At 64.9% G+C, this 20,410-nt stretch carries 24 protein-coding genes and 1 riboswitch; of the genes, 16 read left to right on the forward strand and 8 right to left on the reverse strand.

Going from position 1 to position 20,410, the window contains the following annotated elements:
* The first annotated feature begins 3 nt into the window (after positions 1 to 3).
* From phnE to ACW179_RS06995, 4 genes are all read left to right on the forward strand, one after another.
* Positions 4 to 822, forward strand: a complete 819-nt coding sequence (gene phnE / locus ACW179_RS06980) for a phosphonate ABC transporter, permease protein PhnE (RefSeq protein WP_492063578.1) — start codon at positions 4 to 6, stop codon at positions 820 to 822.
* Positions 823 to 1,051: 229 nt separating this feature from the next.
* The gene (locus ACW179_RS06985; protein WP_492063579.1) at positions 1,052 to 2,302 is read left to right on the forward strand and encodes an OprO/OprP family phosphate-selective porin; all 1,251 of its coding nucleotides are present in this window, start codon (positions 1,052 to 1,054) and stop codon (positions 2,300 to 2,302) included.
* A 76-nt stretch (positions 2,303 to 2,378) separates the two neighbouring features.
* Entirely contained in the window at positions 2,379 to 3,422 is a 1,044-nt protein-coding gene (locus tag ACW179_RS06990; RefSeq protein ID WP_492063580.1) for a substrate-binding domain-containing protein, read from the forward strand.
* A gap of 158 nt (positions 3,423 to 3,580) precedes the next feature.
* Entirely contained in the window at positions 3,581 to 4,885 is a 1,305-nt protein-coding gene (locus ACW179_RS06995; protein WP_492063581.1) for a hemolysin family protein, read from the forward strand.
* A gap of 13 nt (positions 4,886 to 4,898) precedes the next feature.
* On the opposite strand, the gene rnhA is transcribed toward ACW179_RS06995, so the two are convergent.
* From rnhA to ispH, 4 genes are all read right to left on the reverse strand, one after another.
* Positions 4,899 to 5,339, reverse strand: coding sequence for a ribonuclease HI (gene rnhA, locus ACW179_RS07000; protein ID WP_492063582.1), 441 nt, complete (start codon positions 5,337 to 5,339; stop codon positions 4,899 to 4,901).
* The gene (gene thrB / locus ACW179_RS07005) at positions 5,336 to 6,289 is read right to left on the reverse strand and encodes a homoserine kinase (protein WP_492063583.1); all 954 of its coding nucleotides are present in this window, start codon (positions 6,287 to 6,289) and stop codon (positions 5,336 to 5,338) included. Before thrB ends, rnhA begins: the two co-directional genes overlap by 4 nt.
* 118 nt (positions 6,290 to 6,407) lie before the next feature.
* Entirely contained in the window at positions 6,408 to 6,818 is a 411-nt protein-coding gene (locus ACW179_RS07010; protein ID WP_492063584.1) for a sterol desaturase family protein, read from the reverse strand.
* 420 nt (positions 6,819 to 7,238) lie between these two features.
* Positions 7,239 to 8,198 (reverse strand): 4-hydroxy-3-methylbut-2-enyl diphosphate reductase, encoded by a 960-nt coding sequence (ispH, locus tag ACW179_RS07015; RefSeq protein ID WP_492063585.1) that lies wholly within the window; start codon positions 8,196 to 8,198, stop codon positions 7,239 to 7,241.
* Between the two features lie 152 nt (positions 8,199 to 8,350).
* Between ispH and ACW179_RS07020 the strand changes: the two genes are divergently transcribed.
* From ACW179_RS07020 to ACW179_RS07075, 12 genes are all read left to right on the forward strand, one after another.
* Positions 8,351 to 9,052 (forward strand): Tat pathway signal sequence domain protein, encoded by a 702-nt coding sequence (locus ACW179_RS07020; RefSeq protein ID WP_492063586.1) that lies wholly within the window; start codon positions 8,351 to 8,353, stop codon positions 9,050 to 9,052.
* Entirely contained in the window at positions 9,049 to 10,890 is a 1,842-nt protein-coding gene (locus tag ACW179_RS07025) for an arginine--tRNA ligase (protein ID WP_492063587.1), read from the forward strand. The genes ACW179_RS07020 and ACW179_RS07025 overlap by 4 nt, the downstream gene beginning before the upstream one ends.
* A gap of 1 nt (position 10,891) precedes the next feature.
* Positions 10,892 to 11,161 carry a DUF1902 domain-containing protein gene (locus ACW179_RS07030; protein ID WP_492063588.1) on the forward strand — a complete coding sequence of 90 codons (270 nt, stop codon included), beginning with the start codon at positions 10,892 to 10,894 and terminating at the stop codon, positions 11,159 to 11,161.
* A gap of 102 nt (positions 11,162 to 11,263) precedes the next feature.
* Positions 11,264 to 11,458, forward strand: a complete 195-nt coding sequence (locus ACW179_RS07035) for a type II toxin-antitoxin system HicA family toxin (RefSeq protein WP_492063589.1) — start codon at positions 11,264 to 11,266, stop codon at positions 11,456 to 11,458.
* Between the two features lie 181 nt (positions 11,459 to 11,639).
* Positions 11,640 to 11,729, forward strand: a riboswitch (glycine riboswitch).
* 187 nt (positions 11,730 to 11,916) lie between these two features.
* Complete coding sequence (gene gcvT, locus ACW179_RS07040) at positions 11,917 to 13,029, forward strand: glycine cleavage system aminomethyltransferase GcvT (RefSeq protein ID WP_492063590.1); 1,113 nt, start codon at positions 11,917 to 11,919, stop codon at positions 13,027 to 13,029.
* 71 nt (positions 13,030 to 13,100) lie between these two features.
* Positions 13,101 to 13,466: a glycine cleavage system protein GcvH gene (gene gcvH, locus ACW179_RS07045; protein WP_492063591.1), complete on the forward strand. Its 366-nt coding sequence runs from the start codon at positions 13,101 to 13,103 to the stop codon at positions 13,464 to 13,466.
* A 2-nt stretch (positions 13,467 to 13,468) separates the two neighbouring features.
* A complete protein-coding gene (locus ACW179_RS07050; protein ID WP_492063592.1) occupies positions 13,469 to 14,029 on the forward strand; it encodes a hypothetical protein in 561 nt (186 codons plus the stop codon).
* Between the two features lie 3 nt (positions 14,030 to 14,032).
* A complete protein-coding gene (gene gcvPA / locus ACW179_RS07055) occupies positions 14,033 to 15,379 on the forward strand; it encodes an aminomethyl-transferring glycine dehydrogenase subunit GcvPA (RefSeq protein WP_492063593.1) in 1,347 nt (448 codons plus the stop codon).
* On the forward strand, positions 15,376 to 16,950 hold the full coding sequence (gcvPB, locus tag ACW179_RS07060; protein ID WP_492063594.1) for an aminomethyl-transferring glycine dehydrogenase subunit GcvPB: 1,575 nt from the start codon (positions 15,376 to 15,378) through the stop codon (positions 16,948 to 16,950). Before gcvPA ends, gcvPB begins: the two co-directional genes overlap by 4 nt.
* 131 nt (positions 16,951 to 17,081) lie before the next feature.
* Positions 17,082 to 17,486, forward strand: a complete 405-nt coding sequence (locus tag ACW179_RS07065; RefSeq protein ID WP_492063595.1) for a hypothetical protein — start codon at positions 17,082 to 17,084, stop codon at positions 17,484 to 17,486.
* Positions 17,483 to 17,920 carry a hypothetical protein gene (locus ACW179_RS07070; protein ID WP_492063596.1) on the forward strand — a complete coding sequence of 146 codons (438 nt, stop codon included), beginning with the start codon at positions 17,483 to 17,485 and terminating at the stop codon, positions 17,918 to 17,920. The genes ACW179_RS07065 and ACW179_RS07070 overlap by 4 nt, the downstream gene beginning before the upstream one ends.
* An 11-nt stretch (positions 17,921 to 17,931) precedes the next feature.
* Positions 17,932 to 18,219 (forward strand): hypothetical protein, encoded by a 288-nt coding sequence (locus ACW179_RS07075; protein ID WP_492063597.1) that lies wholly within the window; start codon positions 17,932 to 17,934, stop codon positions 18,217 to 18,219.
* A 69-nt stretch (positions 18,220 to 18,288) separates the two neighbouring features.
* Here the strand turns inward: ACW179_RS07075 and ACW179_RS07080 are convergent, their stop codons facing one another.
* From ACW179_RS07080 to ACW179_RS07095, 4 genes are read right to left on the reverse strand one after another with little or no spacing between them, the layout of a single operon-like run.
* A complete protein-coding gene (locus tag ACW179_RS07080) occupies positions 18,289 to 18,798 on the reverse strand; it encodes a F0F1 ATP synthase subunit B (protein WP_492063598.1) in 510 nt (169 codons plus the stop codon).
* Between the two features lie 12 nt (positions 18,799 to 18,810).
* On the reverse strand, positions 18,811 to 19,347 hold the full coding sequence (locus ACW179_RS07085) for a F0F1 ATP synthase subunit B family protein (protein WP_492063599.1): 537 nt from the start codon (positions 19,345 to 19,347) through the stop codon (positions 18,811 to 18,813).
* Positions 19,348 to 19,374: 27 nt separating this feature from the next.
* A complete protein-coding gene (locus ACW179_RS07090) occupies positions 19,375 to 19,599 on the reverse strand; it encodes a F0F1 ATP synthase subunit C (RefSeq protein WP_058348596.1) in 225 nt (74 codons plus the stop codon).
* Positions 19,600 to 19,644: 45 nt separating this feature from the next.
* Positions 19,645 to 20,406, reverse strand: coding sequence for a F0F1 ATP synthase subunit A (locus ACW179_RS07095; protein ID WP_492063600.1), 762 nt, complete (start codon positions 20,404 to 20,406; stop codon positions 19,645 to 19,647).
* Between the last annotated feature and the right edge of the window lie 4 nt (positions 20,407 to 20,410).

Here is a 20,410-nt window from a genome sequence, read left to right on the forward strand (position 1 = left end):
GTCATGATCAGCGACACCATTCCCCAGCCGCCGAAGAGGTCGGCCTCGGCCCTGGCCTTCGACATCCTGCTGTGGGGCGGGGTGATCGGCCTGCTGATCGTCAGTTTCCGTCCGGCCGAGATCGACAAGTTCCCGCAGCTGTTCACCGAAGCGGGCCGGATGCGCGAGTTCGCCACCGGCTTCTTCGCGCCGTTTGGCGATCCCAAGCTGTTCATGGAAATGGACTGGCCGACCTATATCGGCAAGATGTGGCAGACTATCCAGATGGCGTTGTGGGGCACGGCCCTGGCCATCATCGTCGCCATCCCGCTGGGACTGCTGGGCGCGAGCAACATCACGCCGGTGTGGATCCAGCAGCCGGTGCGCCGGGCGCTGGACCTGATCCGCTCGCTGCCCGACCTGGTGGTCGCCCTAATCTTCATCACCGCGGTGGGCCTTGGCCCGTTCGCCGGCGTCATGGCCCTGATGTTCAACACCGGCGGCGTGCTGGCCAAGCTGTTCGCCGAGGCCGTCGAGTCGATCGACAAGGGGCCGGTCGAGGGCGTGCGCGCCACCGGCGCCGTGCCCCTGCAGGAGATCGTCTGGGGCGTGATCCCGCAGGTCGCGCCGCTATGGACCAGCTACGCTCTCTACCGGTTTGAATCCAGCAGCCGCTCGGCCACCGTGCTGGGCCTGATCGGTGCCGGCGGCATCGGCCAGGTGCTGCTCGAATCCGTCAACGGATTTCAGTACGACCAGACCGGCTGCATCGTGCTGGTCATCGTGGTGGCGGTGTCGATGATCGACCTGCTGTCGCAGATAATTCGTACGCGGCTGCTGTAAGGCGCGGTTCAACCTCCTGGATATATGTCGGTAGGCGGATAGTTCGGCTCTCGCTTGGCCGGCAACGCGTGGCCGCTTTGCCACAGGTTAACCTCTTGAAAACCCTTGTCGCCAGGCTGTCATAAATCGGTGCCTGAACCGTCATGGCTCCCCGGTAAGCCGCTGGCATCCTGATCCCGCGCCTCAAAGGTGATGAGAGGTCAGGGCCAGACCTAAGGGGAACACTACAATGCGGAACAAGACCTCGCTGATCGGCGGGTCGGCGCTGGGCGTGATGCTCGCGCTCGGCCTTGGCGTCTCGGCCCAAGCGCAAGACACCACCACCACCTGGCGCGGCGCGCCGCAATTCGCCAACGACACCCTGACCTTCAAGGTCCGTGGCCGCGTCTATGAAGACGTCGTCTATCAAAGCGTCGATCGCACCGGCGCGGGCGTCGACTTCAAGGCCTGGAACACCCGCCTGCGCACGGCGCGCCTGGGCGTTGAAGGCACCTGGAACGGCAACTGGGCCTATAAGGCCGAGGCCAGCCTCTCCAGCGGCGGCGGCACCACCCAGTGGGAAGACCTGACCCTGGAATACAAGCCGACCGAGACCAGCTCGATCATCGTTGGTAACTTCAAGACCGTGTCGCTCGAGGACATCACCTCGTCGCGCTACAACACGATGATGGAACGCGGCGCGTTCAACGACTTCATCAACGCCGGCCGCGTGATGAACATCCAGTACAAGATGAACGGCCAGAACTGGACGGCGGGCGTTGCGCTTTCGGGCGACAGCCTGAACAACGCTGACGTCTCCACCAACAGCGCGACCGGCTCGAAGGAAACCTTCGGCTACAACGGCCGCTTCACCTATGCGCCGATCGTCACCGACTTCACCACCGTCCACCTGGGCGTCTGGGGTCGTTACCGCGATCGCGGTGATCAGGCCAACTTCACCTATCAGGTGCGGAACAACACCAACTACGGCGCGCGTTACACCTCGTCGGGCGCCGTCGGCGTCCACGACAAGACGATCGGCCTGGAAGCCGTCCTGCTGCACAAGCAGTTCTCGCTGCAGTCGGAATATGCTCGCATCACCGCCGACCGCACCGGCACGGCCTCTGATGTTGAACTCGACTCCTTCTACGTCACCGGCAGCTTCTTCCTGACCGGCGAAACCCGCCGTTACGAAGCCGCCCGCGGCGAGTTCAACCGCACCCGCATCCTGTCGCCGATGACCGCCGGCGGCATGGGCGCCTGGGAAGCCGCCCTGCGTTATGACTCGGTCGACCTGACCGATCTGAAGGGCGTCGCGACGGCTGGTAAGTACACCGCTCTGACTGCGGGTCTGAACTGGTATCCCCACCCCTATGTCCGTTTCCAGGCCAACTATACCAAGGCCAAGAACGACAACCCGACCCTGACGACGGGCACCAACCGCGAACTGAACGATGTCGATGTCGACACGTTCCAGATGCGCGCCCAGTTCGACTTCTAAGACTGCGACCCGGGGCCGCTCCATCGGGGCGGTCCCGACCCTTTTTTCAAGCTCTCGAGACTTCCAGGAGTTCTCCATGAAAAAGCTGCTTTCCTGCGCGGCCGCCGCTGTCGCCCTGTCGGGCCTCGCCGCCGTTCCCGCTCACGCCGCCCGCGACTATGTCTGGGCCGCCGGTTCCTCGACCGTGTTCCCCTTCTCGACCCGCGTGGCCGAGAACTATGCCAAGAAGACCGGCAAGAAGGCCCCCAAGGTCGAGTCGCTGGGCACCGGCGGCGGCATCAAGCTGTTCTGCTCGGGCACGGGCGAAGGCTTCCCCGACATCGCCAACGCTTCGCGTCCGATGAAGAAGTCCGAGTTCGACGCCTGCGCCGCCAAGGGCGTCAAGGACATCATCCAGATCAAGATCGGCTTTGACGGCATCGTTGTCGCCACCGACAAGGACGGTGCCGACTACAACTTCAAGACCGAGCACCTGTATCTGGGCCTGTCGGCCCAGATCATGAAGGGCGGCCAGTTCGTCAAGAACCCCAACAACAGCTGGGATGACGTCGGCAACGGCCTGCCGGGCAACCGCATCCAGGTCTATGGCCCGCCGCCCACCTCGGGCACCCGCGACGCCTTCGTGGAACTGGCCATCGAGGCCGGCGCCCGCAAGTTCCCCACCGTCGAAGAACTGCGCTCCAACAACGAGAAGCTCTTCAAGGCCAAGGTTGACCCGCTGCGTAATGACGGTTGGATCGACGCGGGCGAGAACGACAACGCCATCGTCGGCACCCTGACCAAGACCCCCGGCGCCCTGGGCGTGTTCGGCTTCTCGTTCTACGAAGAGAACATGGACAAGGTGAAGGTCGCCAGCGTCAACGGCATCCGCCCCAGCCCGCAGACCATCTCGGACGGCTCCTATCCGCTGGCCCGCTCGCTCTACATCTATGTCAAGAAGTCCAGCGTCGGCGTGACGCCGGGCCTGGCCGAGTTCCTCTCGGAGTTCACCTCTGACGCGGCCACTGGTCGTGGCGGCTATCTGCAAGGCCGTGGCCTGATCCCGCTGCCTCCCGGCCAGCACGAAGCCCAGAAGAACGTCGTCAAGAACAAGGTCTCGATGGCCCGTCCGGCCTCGTAATCAGGCTATTTCCTCCCCAAACAGACTTCCTGCGCCGTGGCCCTATGGGCCACGGCGTTTTCTTTTGTATAGTGTTCCCCACGGTTCGCCCTCGCCGCGTCAAGGAAGCAGGGGCCGCAGTCGCCGACCGGCGACCGCGTCATTGACCCCAAAGGGCCATGATACTTCTCGCGCTCGCCGTCGTTTTCCTCCTCGTTCTGCTGAACGGGGTTTTCTCCATGTCCGAACTGGCGGTGGTCTCCGCCCGCCGTGCCAGGCTCCAGACCTATGCCGATCGCGGCGACAAGGGCGCGAAGCTCGCCCTGGCCATGGCCGAGCATCCGACCCGGTTCCTGTCAGCCGTGCAGGTGGGCATCACCCTGATCGGCATTTTGGCCGGTGCCTATGGCCAGGCCACTATCGCAGGCGCCCTGGACCTGTGGCTCGAGCCCTTCCCGGTGATCGGGCCCCATTCGGAGATCATCGCCACCATCGTGGTGGTCATCGGCCTGACCTATGTCTCGGTGATCCTGGGCGAGCTGGTGCCCAAGCGCCTGGCCCTGTTGTTCCCAGACGCCATAGCCCGCCGCATGGCCCCGTTCCTGGCCATCGTGGCCATGGTTCTGCGCCCCTTCGTGACCGTGCTGACTGTTTCGACTGCCGCCATCCTGAAGCTGATGGGCGTGCGTGACGAGCGCACCAATGACATGACCGCCGAAGAGGTCGAGACCGTGCTGGCCGAGGGTGCCGATGCGGGCCTGATCGAGCCCGAAGAGCGCTCGATGATCCAGGAAGTGCTGCGCCTGGGCGACCGGCCGGTGCGCGTGGCCATGACCCCGCGCCGCGACCTGTTCTGGATCTCTCTGGCCGACACCCCCGAAGAGATCCTGGCCGAAATCCGCAGCTGCCGCTATTCGCGCATCGTGGTCGCCACCGATGATGATCTGGACGGCGATATCGGCGTGGTCCTGAAGAAGGATCTGCTCGACGCGGCCCTCTCCGGTGGCCCGATCGACGTGCTTGCCCACGTCCAGCAGCCGATCGCCATTCCCGAAACCATGTCGCTGCTGCGCGCCATGGCCCTGTTCAAGCAAACCCCGCTGCACATGGCCCTGGTGGTCGACGAGTTTGGCTCGGTTCAGGGGGTGATCACCCCCATCGACCTGCTGGAAATGATCGCCGGCGACTTCCCCGAGAGCCATGATGATACCGAGACTCGCATCCTGCGTCGCGAGGACGGCTCGTGGCTGGTCGATGCCCGCCTCGACATCCAGGAGCTCAACGACGCCCTGGGCGAGGCCTTCGAGGCCGAGGGCGGCTATCACACCGTGGCCGGGCTGATCCTCGACCGCCTGGGCCGCATCCCCCGCGAGGGCGAGGTCCTGGAGCTGGGCCCCTTCGACGTCGAGATCGTCGACATGGACGCCTCGCGCATCGACAAGGTCATCCTCAAGCCCAGCAAGCGCAAGGGCGACGAGGCGTAGGGGGCCGCTCTCCCTACCCTCGAAACTCCCGCAGGCCCCTGTTGGCCAGCTCGTCGGCTCGCTCGTTCAGGGGGTGACCGGCGTGGCCCTTGACCCAGCGCCAGTCGACCTCGTGGCGATTGCGGGCGGCGTCGAGGCGTTTCCACAGGTCGTCATTCTTGACCGGGCTCTTGTCAGCGGTTTTCCAGCCCCGGGCCTTCCAGCCGTGGATCCACTGGGTGACGCCCTTCATCACATACTGGCTGTCGGTATGCAGCTCGACCTTGCAGGGCTTGGTCAGGGTTTCCAGCGCCATGATGGCGCCCATCAGCTCCATGCGGTTGTTGGTCGTGTGACCCTCGCCGCCGCAGATTTCCTTTTTCTTCTCGCCATAGAACAGGATCGCGCCCCAGCCGCCTGGGCCGGGATTCCCCTTGCAGGCGCCGTCGGTATAGACCGTGACCTTGGGCGTCATGCGAACAGCACCAGGCCTTCGCGATGGACGGCCAGCTTGCGCTCGTATTCCAGCGGATCCTTCGGCTTGACCAGCGCCCCGGCGGGCGTCGCGCCCCAGTCGGCCAGGCGGGTCAGAAAGAAACGCATGGCCGCGCCGCGTGCCAGGATCGGCAGGGCCTCCTTCTCGGCCGGGCTCAACGGTCGGCGGCGCTGATAGCCGGCCAGCAGGGCCTGAGCGGCGGTGACGTTGAAGCTGCCGTCAGCCTCAAAGCACCAGGCGTTCAGGGTCACCGCCACGTCATAGGCATAGGCGTCATCGCAGGCGAAATAGAAGTCGATGGCGGCGGCGAACTTGCCGTCCGGCTTGAAGAAGACGTTGTCGGGGAAATAGTCGGCGTGGATCGTGCCCGTCGGCAGGTTGCGCGGCCACATCAGGGCCAGCTGCGCCAGATCCTTGTCGATGGCCGTCGCCAGACCGGGTTTGAGGCCCTCGGCGTCCTGGCGATGTTTGGCGAACAGCGGCGACCAGGCGGGCTGGCCCAGGTCGTTGGAGCGCCGGCCGGCATAGCCTTCGCCGGCCAGGTGCAGGTGGGCCAGGCCCTCGCCCGCCTCGCGACAATGGGCGACGGTAGGCCGGCGCACCGACAGGCCGGGCAGAAACTCGACCAGAGCTGCGGGCTTGCCGCGAAGGGTCTTCAGCGTCGCGCCCTTGCGGTCGGCGACAGCCCGCGCGCTGGGATAGCCGCGGTCGGCCAGCCAGGTCATCAGATTGAGGAAATAGGGCAGGTCCTCGGGCGCAGCGCGCTTTTCATAGACCGTCAGGATGAACCGGCCGCCTTCGGTCTCCAGCAGGAAGTTGGAGTTCTCCACCCCCTCGGCAATACCCTTGAACGCCAGCGCCTGCCCCAGGTCGAAATCGGCCAGGAAGGCGGACAGTTCTTCGTCGGTGATGTCGGTATAGACGGCCATGATCGGGGGATGCGGGAGCGGGAGCGGGCGGTCAAGAGGGCGAAGGTAAAGTGAGTGGCCAGCGGTGCCTTGCAACGTTCCTGCCGAACTGGAGGTCGTCCGGATGTACAGGGGGCGACTAGCCGTCGACATCTCTCAAGAGAAGCATGTCCAAGATGCGATGTTCTCTATCGCCGGCAAAGCCGCACTCAACACTCTCTTCGCGAGGGTTCTTCCATGTCCCGAAAAATATATCCCAAATTGGAAGCCCGTAATTATTGGCGTGCACCCCACGTTCGTGATGAACGCGGTGCATTTCGGGCCGTTGGACCAGAAATCCCAACCACCAAGGGGATTTGAGATCTGCATGAGCGACTAAATTAAAGAGCGTCACATAGATCAGCGCCAACGCCGCTGAAAATCCACTTACTCCCAAGAGACCGTAGGCCACCAACGCATTGAGTAGCGCGGCCTGAAGCGCGTCGAACGGATGGATGTAGAACGCGGTTAGAGCCTCGATGCGCTTAGGGCTGTGATGCAACTGGTGCACCCAACGCCATTAGCGGTTCGAGGCGTGCAAGAGTCTATGACCCCAATAGGCTATTAAGCTAGCAACCAGAAAGCAAATGACGCTGGCAGTAATGTCATCCAGTCGCTCGCCAAGTCGGAAGAGAGAATGCTCGACTATCCATCCCTGAAATAGAAAGCCAGCCGCACAGACTACCACCAAGTTGGCCGCGTTGAGCGATCCTGCATAGATTCGCCAGCGTTTATCACAACTTGCGTTAGATGCTGGAGCGATAACCTCTCTGGTGAAAATCAAAACGAAGACAGCAAACGTCGTGAAATAGACAATTAGAAGCAAGGCACCCTCCCGTGCGAGAACGGTCGCGATATTTCATACCGCTGCATGGCCCACTTGCCTTCTTAACTTCTATATCTGCGCCTGATGCAGTGTTTGCCCACTATCCTAAACCGTCAGCAGCCTCGGCAGCTTGAACGTCACCGTCTCGCGGGCCTCGACCAAGTCTTCAACCGTGACGTCGAACCGCGCGGCGATGGCGTCGATGACGCCTTGCACCAGATCCTCGGGCGCCGAAGCCCCGGCGGTCAGGCCGACGCGGGAGATGCCCTCGAACCACGACCAGTCCAGGCCCGAGGCATCGTCGATCAGGCGGGCGTCGCGGGCCCCGGCCTTCAGGCCGACCTCGGCCAGGCGCACCGAGTTGGACGAGTTTTGCGAACCGACCACCAGAACCAGCTCCGACGCCGTGGCCAGGGTCTTGACCGCGTCCTGCCGGTTGGTGGTAGCGTAGCAGATGTCTTCCTTGTGCGGCGCGGCGATGCCGGGGAAGCGGGCCTTCAGCAGGTCAACCATCTCGGCGGTGTCATCGACCGACAGGGTGGTCTGGGTCAGGAAGGCCACGTTGGAGGCGTCCTTCGGAACCCAGGCGCGGGCGTCCTCGATATGTTCGATCAGGGTGACGCTGCCTGCGGGCAGCTGGCCCATGGTGCCGACCACTTCGGGATGGCCGGCATGGCCGATCAGCACGATCTCACGGCCGGCGTCGAAATGTTTCTGGGCCTCGACATGCACCTTGGAGACCAGCGGGCAGGTGGCGTCCAGATAGATCATCTGCCGGGCCTTGGCCTCGGCCGGCACCGACTTGGGCACGCCGTGGGCCGAAAAGACGATGGGGCGGTCGTCGGGGGCTTCGCTGAGCTCCTCGATGAAGATGGCGCCCAGGGCCTTCAGGCGATCGACCACGTGGCGGTTGTGGACGATCTCGTGGCGCACATAGACCGGCGCGCCGAATTTCTCGATGGCGCGCTCGACGATCTGGATGGCGCGATCCACTCCCGCGCAGAAGCCCCGGGGGCTGGCGAGCACGATGGTGAGCGGCGGACGAACCGGGGCATGGGCGTTCATGGGGCTGAACCTAAGCGTTCGCGGATCGTGACGCCAGCGTGCGCACGCCAAGTCAGCACATTGCGACGTCACGCATATGCCTTTATCAGGCTGCATGACGCCGCCTGGGGCATGCGCCCCGACTGGCTCTTCATTTTCTGACCGGACGTTTCATGCGCCGCACTTTCTCGCTCGCCCTCAGCGCCCTGATGGCCGTCTCGCTCGCCGCGACGGCGATGAGCGCCCATGCCCAATCGCGCGGTCGTGGCGACCAGGGTCAGGGCCAGGGCGAGGACGACCAGGCGGGAAAGAAGAAGAAGCGCGACGAAGAGTGGAACCAGCCCAAGGCGCCGCTGCCGCAACTGCGCAACGCCGGTCCATGCCCCTATGTGAAGGTGCTGTACGACGCCAGCCGCTATGTCGAGTTCAAGGACGGCCGCGAGAGCCCCGCTGCGGTGGCCTATACCGGCGAGATCCAGGGCATTTCCTCGGGCTGCGCCTATAAGAGCGACGATCCGATCAACATGCGCGTCGAGGTGCTGTTCCAGCTGGGCCGCGGCCCCGAGGCGACCGAGGCGCGCCGCAACTATCGCTACTGGGTGGCGATCACTGAGCGCAACCAGGCCGTGATCGCCAAGGAATATTTCGACCTGCCGGTTACCTTCCCGGCCGGTCAGGACCGCGTCTTCGCGACCGAGGTCCTCAACACCATCACCATCCCGCGCGCCGACGCCAAGGTCAGCGGTGGCAATTTCGAGGTGCTCGTCGGCTTCGACGTGACGCCGGAAATGGCCGCCTTCAACCGTGACGGCAAGCGCTTCCGGGTCAATGCCGGCCAGACGACGGCGCAAGCAGGGACGTCCACCAAGCAATGAGCGATTTGAAGCGGTCCCTGAGTGAAGCGGCCGCGGCCGCTTTCCAGGCCGCCGGACTGTCTCCCGACTTCGGGCGCGTCACGGCGTCCGACCGGCCCGACCTGGCCGATTTCCAGTGCAACGGAGCGCTTGCAGCCGCCAAGAGCGCCAAGCGCAATCCCCGCGAAATCGCCGTGCAGGTGGTCGAGCACCTGAAGGGTGACCCGCGCCTGGCCTCGGTGGAAATCGCCGGCGTCGGCTTCATCAACATGCGCGTCAGCGCCGAGGCCCTGTCGGCTCGCACGCGGGAGATCGCCGCCGATCCCCGCACCGGCGCGGTTCTGCTGGACCAGCCGCGTCGCGTGCTGATCGACTATGCCGGCCCCAATGTGGCCAAGCCGATGCATGTGGGCCACCTGCGCGCCTCGATCATCGGCGAGTCGATCAAGCGCCTGTACCGCTTCCGGGGCGACGAGGTGGTGGGCGACGCCCATTTCGGCGACTGGGGCTTCCAGATGGGCCTGCTGATCAGCGCCATCATGGAGGAAGACGCCTTTATCGGTGCCCTGCTGGAACGACTGGTCGAGGCCCCGCGCGGCTTCGCCAAGGCCGACGAAGACAAGGTCATGGCCGAGTTCGCCCAGCGCGTGACCCTGGCCGATCTTGATCGCATCTATCCCAGCGCCTCGGTCCGCCAGAAAGAAGACCCCGAGTTCAAGGAGCGGGCCCGCAAGGCGACCGCCGAGCTGCAGAACGGCCGCTTCGGCTACCGCCTGCTGTGGCGCCACTTCGTGGTTATCAGCCGCGTGGCCCTGGAGCGCGAGTTCACCGCCCTGGGCGTCGACTTCGACCTGTGGAAGGGCGAGAGCGATGTTCAGGACCTGATCCCGCCGATGGTCCGCCAGTTGGAAGACAAGGGCCTGCTGGTCGATGACCAGGGTGCCCGGATCGTCCGCGTGGCCCGTCCCGGCGAGACCAAGAAGAAGAAGCTGACCGACGGCACGGTGGTCGAGGTCGAGAGCCCCGATCCCCTGCTGGTGGTGTCGTCGGAAGGCTCGGCCATGTACGGCACGACCGACCTGGCCACCATTCTCGACCGCCGCCAGTCGTTCGACCCGCACCTGATCCTCTATTGCGTGGACCAGCGTCAGGCCGACCATTTCGAGCAGGTGTTCCGCGCCGCCTATCTGGCCGACTACGCCCAGCCGGGCAGCCTGGAGCACATCGGCTTTGGCACCATGAACGGCAGCGACGGCAAGCCGTTCAAGACCCGCGCGGGTGGGGTGCTGAAGCTGCACGACCTGATCGAGATGGCCCGCGAAAAGGCTCGCGAGCGCCTGCGTGAAGCCGGCCTCGGCGCCGAACTGTCGGAAGAGGCCTTCGAGGAGACCGCCCACAAGGTGGGGATCGCGGCCCTGAAGTTCGCCGACCTGCAGAACTTCCGCGGCACGTCCTACGTCTTCGATCTCGACCGTTTCACCAGCTTCGAGGGCAAGACCGGGCCTTACCTGCTGTACCAGTCGGTGCGGATCAAGAGCGTGCTGCGCAAGGCTGCCGACGCCGGCGTCCTGGCCGGTCGGATCGAGATCGGCGAGCCGGCCGAGCGGGACCTGGCCATGCTGCTGGACGCCTTCGAGGGCGCCCTGTCGGAGGCCTATGACAAGAAGGCCCCCAACTTCGTGGCCGAGCATGCCTACAAGCTGGCCCAGACCTTCTCGAAGTTCTATGCGGCCTGCCCGATCATGGGCGCTGACGATGAGGCCACTAGGGCCTCGCGCCTGGCCCTGGCCCAGACCACCCTGCGCCAGCTGGAGCAGTCACTGGATCTGCTGGGCATCGAAGCACCGGAACGGATGTAGGATGGCTCTTGGCGATGCAAAAAAGGCAGCGCAGTATGGGCCTATGAGCGATGCAGCCTATCATGTTGCGGCGGAATGGGACGCTGAGGCGGGCGTTTGGACGTCGTCCAGCAACATCCCTGGGCTTGTCGTGGAGGCGGAAAGCCTTCCTGAATTCGTCGAATTGGTGCGTGCGTTGGCGCCGGAACTTTTGGCCGAGAACCTCGGAATTCACGGCAAGGTGCCGCTGGAGTTACGAGCGCATGGCCTTATCGAACTGGCGGTCGCATAGGCAAACCCAGTGACGTTCCACAAGAACGTATGTGGAACGCTGACCGCGCTATAGAAAACGTGGGTATCATACTCCTGATCGGCCAACGTGATCGTGAGTCGCATGCCCAAGGATTTCTATCCTGATCTTTCCCGTCTCCTGCTCGCCGCTGGATGGGAACGCACGTCTGGCGGCAAGGGCAGCCATGAGAAGTGGCGGGATGAACGATCCGGGCAGGTGATCATCGTGCCGAGATCCAAGAGCCGCCACACCGCCAACGAAGTCTTGAAGCAAGCCGGTCTTCCAAAGGCCTTCTAGGGGTACGGATCGCCTCGATCAGCCCCGGCAGCTTAGCACTGCCTCCCGCTGCCCGCCTCGACCGGTTTTTGAGATCACAATCTGTGATCTCAAGCCTGGACTGTTCTTGAAATGTTCGCAATCGTCAGTTGATCTTGGCTCTGCCCCGTTGACTCCCCGCATCGCCTCGCTCAAAGACCCATCGACCCTCGCGGGAGACATCGGGATTCGTCCCGAGGCCGAAGGCGCAACCGCCCCGGAAACGCTCAGGCAAACGGACCGCGCGGGTTTTAGGAACGCTGGAAAGAGGCAATCTGCCCTCCCTGAGCCAGGGAAGATGGATTGCCCGCCGAAGGAGCAAGGTCGTCCCCTTTTCACTTTGAAGGGCGGCCGAAATCTCTCAGGTCAAAGGGACAGCGGGGGCGCGACCGTCTGGCGAAAGCCGGGCTAGCAGCGCCGTCCCCGTTTGGAGCCCCCGCGTGTCTGACCAAGATCTTAAGAAGACGCCCCTGTTCGACGCCCATGTGGCGCTCGGTGCCCGCATGGTGCCGTTCGCGGGCTATGCCATGCCGGTGCAATACAAGGACGGGGTGCTGAAAGAGCATCTGTGGACCCGCGAGCATGCAGGCCTATTCGACGTTTCGCACATGGGGCAGGCGCGTATTCGCGGCACCGATCCGGCCAAGAGCTTCGAAAAGGTTGTCTCGGCCGACTATCAGGGCCTCAAGCCGGGCAAGCAGCGCTATGGCGTGCTGCTGAACGACCAGGGCGGCATCATCGACGACCTGATGACGGCGCGCCCCGACGATGACGGCCTGTTCGTGGTGGTCAACGGGGCCTGCAAGGATAACGACTACGCGATCATTGCCGCAGCCCTTGAGGGCGAGGCCACGGTCGAGCGGCTTGAGGATCGCGCCCTGCTGGCCCTGCAGGGCCCCGAGGCCGCCGCCGTGCTGGCCAGCCACGTTCCGGCCGCCGCCGACATGGTGTTCATGGACACCGCTGCCATGAACGCGTTCGGCGTCGATGCGATCATCTCCCGCTCGGGCTATACCGGCGAGGACGGTTACGAGATCTCGGTGCCCGCCGCCGACGCGGCGCGCATCTGGAACACCCTGCTGGAAGACGAACGCGTCAAGCCGATCGGCCTGGGTGCCCGCGACAGCCTGCGCCTTGAAGCCGGTCTGCCGCTGTATGGCCACGACCTGGACGAGACCGTCTCGCCCATCGAGGCGGGCCTGAACTTCGCCATCGGCAAGCGCCGCCGCGAGGCCGCTGACTTCCCCGGCGCGGCCCGGATCGGTGCCGAGCTGGCGGGCGACCTGTCGCGTGTCCGCGTCAATCTGAAGGTGCTGGAAGGCGCCCCGGCCCGCGAGGGCGCACAGATTGCCGATGCGACCGGCGCCGTGATCGGCGTGGTCACCAGCGGCGGCTTTGGCCCCAGCTTCGGCGGCGCCATCGCCATCGGCTTCGTGCCGCCCGCCTTCGCAACGCTGGGCGAGACGCTCAGCGTCATCGTGCGCGGCAAGTCGCAGGCGGCGCAGGTCGTGGCCTCGCCGTTCGTTCCCAATCGTTACGTTCGCAAGATCTAAGCGCGACAGCCAAAAGTGGATGCCGGTTTTGGCGTCTGTCGCGCGGCAACAAAAAAGAAGGGCCCAGACTAATGCGTTTCACCAAGGATCATGAGTGGGTCGTCGTCGAAGGCGACGTAGCCACCGTCGGCATCAGCGCCTACGCCGCCGACCAACTGGGCGACGTCGTGTTCGTCGAGGTTCCCGAGGTCGGCAAGACCGTGAAGCAGGGCGACGGCCTGGCCGTGGTCGAGAGCGTCAAGGCGGCCTCCGACGTCTATGCCCCGGTGTCGGGCGAGGTGGTCGAGGCCAATACCGGCCTGGGCGACAGCCCCGAAACGGTCAATGCCGTGCCGGAAGCGGGCGGCTGGTTTGCCAAGATCAAGCTGTCCAAGCCGTCGGAAGTCGAAGGCCTGATGGACCGCGACGCCTACGAAGCCTTCCTGGCCACTCTGTAGGTATGAGTTTCGACATCTACCTTATTGGTTCGAGCACGAGTCCGCCTTCAGGCGAGTTCGAAGCGCGAGTCAATGCGGCGCTACGGGCCCTCGACGCTGTCGGGAGCGTCGAAAGCGAAGACATCTGCACTCACGATGGCTGGGGCTTCGAACTCTACGCTTCAGGAGGCGGCGGCGCGATGTTCTCCCTTCGCGGCTTCTCCCCCTCGATCGCTCAAATTGTCTTTGCTGTCGCGGAGGTAACCTCCTGTTTCGTCCTATCCCCTGAGGAAGAACTGAAGGCGTTTCGTACGCCCTCAAATCTCGGTGCACCACCGGCGCTAGAGGACGGGCCTTCTCCGGTCATTTTGCCAGTCTTGAATGACGAGGAGTTGGCTCGGTTCCTGGCATTTGGCTTTGACAGCTGGGCGGATTTTCGCGACCGGTCGGTCTTGGCTGCTGACGCCGCCCGACGCGTGTCGACTGACGGCTCGACTGAAGAAACGCCTTCTACGGCTCACCCTTCTCGCAAGACTCAATCGTTCGCAGCCCGTCTTTGGGCTCGGCTTTTCGGATCGCACTAACCCATGCGCTACTTGCCCCTTACCCCCGAAGATCGCGCCCAGATGCTCGGCGTCATCGGCGTGGACTCCATCGACGCCCTGTTCGTCGACGTGCCCGGCGTCGCCCAGCGCACAGAGCCGGTCGATCTGCCTTTCCACGCCGGCGAACTGGAAGTCGAGCGCGAGATGGCCGCCCTGGCCAAGCGCAACCGCGCGGCAGGGGAGGGGCCGTTCTTCTGCGGGGCCGGGGCCTATCGCCACCATGTGCCGGCTACGGTCGACCACATCATCCAGCGGTCGGAGTTCCTGACCAGCTACACGCCCTACCAGCCGGAAATCGCCCAGGGCACCCTGCAGGTGCTGTTCGAGTTCCAGACCCAGGTCGCGGCCCTGACCGGCATGGAGGTGGCCAATGCCTCGCTCTATGACGGCTCCACCGCCGCCGCCGAGGCGGTGATGATGGCCACCCGCGTGACCCGCCGCAACAAGGCGGTGATGTCGGGCGGCGTGCATCCCCACTATGTCGAGACGGTCGAAACCCTGGCCCACGCGGCCGGGGTTGCCACCCAGCGTCTGCCGGCGGCCATCGACGCCGAGGACGCGGTGATCGCCGCCATCGACAAGGACACCGCCTGTGTCGTGGTCCAGACCCCCAATGTGTTCGGCACGGCCACCGATGTGAGCAAGATCGCCGCCGCCGCCCAGGCCGCCGGTGCCTTGCTGATCGTGGTGACGACCGAGGTGGTGTCGCTGGGCCTTCTGAAGTCGCCCGGCGAGATGGGTGCCGACATCGTCGTGGCCGAGGGCCAGTCGATCGGCAACGGGCTGAACTTCGGCGGTCCCTATGTGGGCCTGTTCGCCTGCAAGGAAAAATACATCCGGCAGGCGCCGGGCCGTCTCTGCGGCGAGACGGTGGACGCCGACGGCCGTCGCGGCTTTGTCCTGACCCTCTCGACGCGCGAGCAGCATATCCGCCGCGACAAGGCGACGTCCAACATCTGCACCAACAGCGGCCTGTGCGCCCTGGCCTTCAGCATCCATATGAGCCTGCTGGGCGAGGTGGGGCTGCGTCAGCTGGCCTCCATCAACCACGCCAAGGCCCGCGCCCTGCGTGACGCCCTGTCCGCCGTCCCCGGCGTCGAGATCCTGACGACGCGCTTTTTCAACGAGTTCGCCATCCGCGTGCCCGGCAAGGCCGCCGAGCTAGTCGAGACCCTGGCGGGTCACGGCATCATCGCCGGCGTGCCGTTCTCGCGCCTGGACGCCTCAGCCGGCCTCGACGACGTGCTGCTGGTCGCGGCCACCGAGACGACGCTGGATATCGACATCACCTTCTTCTCGAAGGTCCTGGCCAAGGTCATCGCCCAATGAGCATGAACACCGTCGGACGGCCGACCCGTCCCGAAACCGCCGCCAATGACTATCTGCACCCGACCCTGACTGGCGCGCGCGGCCTGTTGCAGGACGAAGCCCTGATCTTCGAACTGGGTGGCTGGGATAAGACCGGCGTCGATCTGCCGGAGGCCTCGGCCCCGTCGGACGACCTGGATGGCCTGCTGCGCAGCGCGCCGATCGGCCTGCCGGGCCTGTCGGAGCCCGAGACCGTGCGTCACTATGTGCGCCTGTCGCAGAAGAACCACGCCATCGACCTGGCGCTGTATCCGCTGGGCTCGTGCACGATGAAGCACAACCCGCGCCTGAACGAGAAGATGGCGCGCCTGCCGGGCTTCTCCGACATCCATCCGCTGCAACCGCAATCCACCGTGCAAGGCGCGCTTGCGCTGATGGACCGGCTGGCCCACTGGCTGAAGACCCTGACCGGCATGCCGGCCGTGGCCCTGACCCCCAAAGCCGGCGCCCATGGCGAGATGTGCGGCATGCTGGCCATCCGCTCGGCGCATGAAGCCGCCGGCCAGGGCCATCGCAAGACCGTGCTGGCCCCGACCAGCGCCCACGGCACCAACCCCGCCACGGCGGCCTTCGTCGGCTATACCGTGGTCGAGATCGCCCAGACGGCCGATGGTCGAGTTGACATGGCTGACCTGGCGTCGAAGCTGGGCGACCACGTTGCCGCCATCATGGTCACCAACCCCAACACCTGCGGCCTGTTCGAGCGCGACATCGTCGAGATCGCCCGCCTGACCCATGCGGCGGGGGCCTATTTCTATTGCGACGGCGCCAATTTCAACGCCATCGTCGGCCGGGTTCGCCCGGGCGACCTGGGCGTGGATGCCATGCACATCAACCTGCACAAGACCTTCTCGACGCCTCATGGCGGCGGTGGTCCGGGTGCCGGTCCGGTGGTGCTGAGCGCGGCGCTGGCGCCGTTTGCCCCCACCCCCTGGCTGACCCACGGCGATGACGGCTTTGCCCTGGTCGAGCATGCCGGCGAAGAGGGCGCGGAAACCGCCTTTGGCCGCATGAGCGCCTTCCACGGCCAGATGGGCATGTATGTGCGCGCCTATGCCTACATGCTCAGCCACGGCGCCGACGGCCTGCGTCAGGTGGCACAGGACGCCGTGCTGAACGCCAACTACCTCAAGGCCTGCCTGTCCGACGTGATGAGCCCGGCCTTCCCCGAAGGGCCGTGCATGCATGAGGCCCTGTTCGACGACAGCTGGCTGGAAGGTACCGGCGTGACCACGCTCGACTTCGCCAAGGCGATGATCGACGAGGGCTTCCACCCGATGACCATGTATTTCCCGCTGGTCGTCCACGGCGCCATGCTGATCGAGCCAACCGAAACCGAGAGCAAGCAGGAGCTGGACCGGTTCGTGGCAGCGCTGCGCGCCCTGGCCGGCGCGGCGAAAGCCGGCGATGTCGAACGCTTCAAGGGCGCGCCGTTCCATGCGCCGCTGCGTCGTCTCGACGAAACCCTGGCGGCCCGCAAGCCCCGGTTGAGGTGGCGCCCTGTGGCCGAAGCGCCACTTGCGGCTGAATAGAGCCACGGTATTTCAACACGCGTCGAAAGGGCGCCTTTACGGCGCCCTTATCGGTCCACATATCAGGCTTGCGTGTCGGGCCGACTGGGATCTTCCAGGGGGTTAACGGGGCGTGGTCCCCGTTAGCTTCCATGACTGTGTCTGTCGCCCTAGCCATGCCTCGCGCGCGCTTTTCCCCTGCCGATGACCTGGCCCGCGAGATCGTGGCGCGTATCCTGCGCATCGTCCTGGTGGTGCTGGGTCTGTTGCTGATCCTGGGCGGAGCCCTGATCGCGCCGCTGCCCGGCCCTCTGGGCCTGCCGCTGACGGTGGTGGGGCTGATGCTGGTGCTGCGCAACTCGTTCAAGGCCCGCAAGCAGTTCGTGCGCTTCCAGCACGCCCATCCCAAGCTGATCTTTCCGATCCGCCGCCTGCTGCGGCGTGAGCCTGAAGTGGTGCTGGTAGCCTGGCAACAGGCCCTGCGTATTGAGCGCCTGATCGTGCCCCGCCGCTGGCGGGTGGCTGTGCGCTGGCGCAAGTCGCTCAAGCGGCGTTGAGCCCCTCCACCCTCACGCTCGACATCCGGAAAAAGGTTCGTCGCCGTGCGCGGCTAGCCCGGCTGCTGCGCGAGACTGCGGCCCGCGCCTTCCGGATCGCCGCCATCGGCTTTGGCGGGCTGGTCATCCTGGCCGGCGCGATCCTGACGCCCCTGCCGGGCCATATCGGCCTGCCCATGCTGGTGCTGGGCCTGATGGTCGTGCTGCGCTACTCGTTTCAGGCCCGCAAGCAGTTCATCCGCCTGCAACGGCGCCACCCCAAGCTGGTCTTCCCCATCCGCCGCCTGATGCGTCGTGAGCCCGAGGTGCTGCTGGTGGTCTGGCAGCAGCTGCTGCGGACGGAAAAGATGGTACTGCGTCGCCCGCACTGGCGGGTGCTCAAGCGCGGCCGCAAGCGGGCGCGCGGCTATATCGCGCGGAAGATGGCGAAGTAGGTCTGAGCGAAATGGCCGAGCTATGTTTCGAGATATGGCGGTTCGAGGAGAATGAAGGCGCGGCATGCTCGATGATGTTGGTGCATCCACAGAACGACAAGCTTCGTGCTGCGATTTCCCCCACAGCGACACTGGCCCACAGCTTCACTGCCACCTCGATGTTTGAGGCTTTCCGGTACAACAACGCCTGGAACGGATTTGAGCCCTGGGATCCGAGCGAAGACCTCAGCGATCACTCGTTCACCGACGAAGAAGCCGCCGCGCAGCAGGACTATTTGAGCTCCCGGATCTGTCCCTAATGGCACTCAAGAAAAAGGGCGCGAACCGGAAAGGTTCGCGCCCTGATCTTTTCGTCCGAGAACCGAAAGCTATTGCAGCTTGGCGCTCATCTGACCGATGGCCGCATCGACCAGCGGATCGCTCTTCAAGCCCGAAAGGCGCGCGGTGAGCACGGCTTCGGCGGCCTGGGCGGCGAGGTCGACAGCGGCGGCCTTGACGTCCGCAGCGGCCTGGGCCTCGGCCTGGGCGATCTTGCGTTCGGCCATTTCGGCGCGGCGCTTGATCTGCTCTTCCAGCTTTTCCTTGGCTTCCACCGCCATGCGGGCGGCGTCGGCCTTGGCGGCCTCGATCATGCCGGCAGCCTGACGTTCGGCGTCCTCGCGCTGGGCCTTCACGTCTGCAAGAAGGGCCTGGGCCTCTTCGCGCAGTTGCTGGGCTTCGTCGAGTTCAGCCTTGATCTTGGCGGCATAGCCGTCGATGGCCCCGAAAAGGGCACCGGGCAGGACCTTGAGCACGACCAGCAGGCCGAAGAACAGGACCAGCGCGACCAGCACCCAGAACTCGGGGTTGGAGAGGCTCAGCAGGGACTCGTGTTCCATCGTCGTCTCTCCCTAGGCCAGAGCCGCTTTGAGCTCGGCGGCCGAAGCCGTCTTGCCCGTCAGCTTCTCGACGATGGCGGCGGCCGTTTCCGAAGCCACGGCGGCGACATGGCTCATGGCCTGGTCGCGGGCAGCCTGGATGTCGGCTTCGGCGGCGGCCAGCTTTTCAGCCAGCACCGCGTCTTCCGTCGCCTGACGCTCGGCCGACTCGGCCGAAGCCTTGGCCTTGGCGTCCGCCGCCGTCTTCTGGGCCTTGGCGCGAGCCTCGGCGACCTCGGTGGCGGCCGCACGGGCCTGCACCTCGGCTTCGTCCTTCAGACGACGGGCGTCGGCGATGTCGCCGGCGATCTTGGCGCCGCGTTCCTCGATGGCACCGCTGACCTTGGGCAAAAGCGCCTTGGACAGCACCGCATAGAGAACCGCGAAGATGAGCAGCAGCCAGACGATCTGACCGCCCCAGTGCTCGAATTGCAGTTGCGGAAGACCGCCGCCACCTTCGTGCGCTGGGGCTTCAGTCGTCTCGACCGTGCCGTGAGTTTCCGTCGCCATGGGCGAAGACGCCTCTTTAGCTAAGGTTTAGGAGAAGAGGATCAGGAAGGCGACGACCAGGGCGAAGATGCCCAGGGCTTCGGTCAGCGCCATGCCCAGGAACAGCATCGGACGCTCTTGAGCGGCGGCGGTAGGGTTGCGCAGGGCGCCCTGGAAATAGTTACCGAACATCACGCCCAGGCCGATGCCTGCGCCGATCATGCCCAGCATCGCCAGACCAGCGCCGATGTACTTCGCGGCTTCAGCTTCCATTGTGAGACTCCTAAAGATCGAAAGGTTGGAAAGAAAAAAGGGTGATCAGTGGCTGTCGAGGTGCACGACGTCGTTCAGATAGACGCAGGCGAGCACCGCAAACACGAAGGCCTGAAGGAAGGCCACCATGAACTCTAGAGCCGTCAGGGCGACGACGGAGGTCAGGGCCAGCGCCGCGCCGGCCCAGCCGAGCGCGCCAAGGCCGCCCAGGGCGATGACGAAGCCGGCGAAGATCTTCAGAACCACGTGACCGCCGACCATGTTGCCGAACAGTCGCAGGGCCAGGGTCAGGGGGCGCACCAGGAACGAGACGATCTCGATCAGCACCACCAGCGGCAGGATCCAGCCGGGCACGCCCGAGGGGGCGAACAGCTTGAAGAACTTGATGCCGTTCTTGGCAAAGCCCACGGCGACCACGGTCAGGATGACCAGCAGGCCCAGGGTCAGGGTCACGGCCAACTGCGAGGTGGCGGTGAACACCAGGAACATGCCCTGCAGGTTCATGAACAGCACGAAGGCAAACAGCGTGAAGACGAAGGGCAGGAACTTCTTGCCTTCGTGACCGATGATCGATTCCGCCAGGCCATCGACCAGACCGTAGAGCATCTCGCCCACCGTCTGGAGGCGACCGGGTATCACCGCCTGCTTGGCCGAGGCCAGGGCGTAGAAGACGATGACGAGCGTTGCGGCCAGCAGCATGGCGGCCACGGAATTGGTGATCGACAGATCGATCGGCAGGCCCAACACGGTCACGGTCGGCAGTTCCACGATCTTGCTGACCTGGAACTGGTGCATCGGATCGGCCATTGGC

This window comes from Caulobacter sp. AVps18 (genome assembly GCF_058681425.1).

Excerpts from the sequence above, each read along its gene's own strand:
- ACW179_RS07030 (WP_492063588.1), top strand. The coding sequence starts at position 10,892 with ATGGCTCTTGGCGATGCAAAAAAGGCAGCGCAGTATGGGCCTATGAGC.
- ACW179_RS06995 (WP_492063581.1), top strand. The coding sequence starts at position 3,581 with ATGATACTTCTCGCGCTCGCCGTCGTTTTCCTCCTCGTTCTGCTGAAC.
- rnhA (WP_492063582.1), bottom strand. The coding sequence starts at position 5,339 with ATGACGCCCAAGGTCACGGTCTATACCGACGGCGCCTGCAAGGGGAAT.
- phnE (WP_492063578.1), top strand. The coding sequence starts at position 4 with ATGATCAGCGACACCATTCCCCAGCCGCCGAAGAGGTCGGCCTCGGCC.
- ACW179_RS07085 (WP_492063599.1), bottom strand. The coding sequence starts at position 19,347 with ATGGCGACGGAAACTCACGGCACGGTCGAGACGACTGAAGCCCCAGCG.
- ACW179_RS06985 (WP_492063579.1), top strand. The coding sequence starts at position 1,052 with ATGCGGAACAAGACCTCGCTGATCGGCGGGTCGGCGCTGGGCGTGATG.
- gcvPB (WP_492063594.1), top strand. The coding sequence starts at position 15,376 with ATGAGCATGAACACCGTCGGACGGCCGACCCGTCCCGAAACCGCCGCC.
- ACW179_RS07090 (WP_058348596.1), bottom strand. The coding sequence starts at position 19,599 with ATGGAAGCTGAAGCCGCGAAGTACATCGGCGCTGGTCTGGCGATGCTG.
- ACW179_RS07035 (WP_492063589.1), top strand. The coding sequence starts at position 11,264 with ATGCCCAAGGATTTCTATCCTGATCTTTCCCGTCTCCTGCTCGCCGCT.
- ACW179_RS07065 (WP_492063595.1), top strand. The coding sequence starts at position 17,082 with ATGACTGTGTCTGTCGCCCTAGCCATGCCTCGCGCGCGCTTTTCCCCT.
- ACW179_RS07095 (WP_492063600.1), bottom strand. The coding sequence starts at position 20,406 with ATGGCCGATCCGATGCACCAGTTCCAGGTCAGCAAGATCGTGGAACTG.
- ACW179_RS07020 (WP_492063586.1), top strand. The coding sequence starts at position 8,351 with ATGCGCCGCACTTTCTCGCTCGCCCTCAGCGCCCTGATGGCCGTCTCG.
- gcvPA (WP_492063593.1), top strand. The coding sequence starts at position 14,033 with ATGCGCTACTTGCCCCTTACCCCCGAAGATCGCGCCCAGATGCTCGGC.
- ispH (WP_492063585.1), bottom strand. The coding sequence starts at position 8,198 with ATGAACGCCCATGCCCCGGTTCGTCCGCCGCTCACCATCGTGCTCGCC.
- ACW179_RS07025 (WP_492063587.1), top strand. The coding sequence starts at position 9,049 with ATGAGCGATTTGAAGCGGTCCCTGAGTGAAGCGGCCGCGGCCGCTTTC.
- ACW179_RS07075 (WP_492063597.1), top strand. The coding sequence starts at position 17,932 with ATGGCCGAGCTATGTTTCGAGATATGGCGGTTCGAGGAGAATGAAGGC.
- ACW179_RS07080 (WP_492063598.1), bottom strand. The coding sequence starts at position 18,798 with ATGGAACACGAGTCCCTGCTGAGCCTCTCCAACCCCGAGTTCTGGGTG.
- ACW179_RS07050 (WP_492063592.1), top strand. The coding sequence starts at position 13,469 with ATGAGTTTCGACATCTACCTTATTGGTTCGAGCACGAGTCCGCCTTCA.
- gcvH (WP_492063591.1), top strand. The coding sequence starts at position 13,101 with ATGCGTTTCACCAAGGATCATGAGTGGGTCGTCGTCGAAGGCGACGTA.
- thrB (WP_492063583.1), bottom strand. The coding sequence starts at position 6,289 with ATGGCCGTCTATACCGACATCACCGACGAAGAACTGTCCGCCTTCCTG.
- ACW179_RS06990 (WP_492063580.1), top strand. The coding sequence starts at position 2,379 with ATGAAAAAGCTGCTTTCCTGCGCGGCCGCCGCTGTCGCCCTGTCGGGC.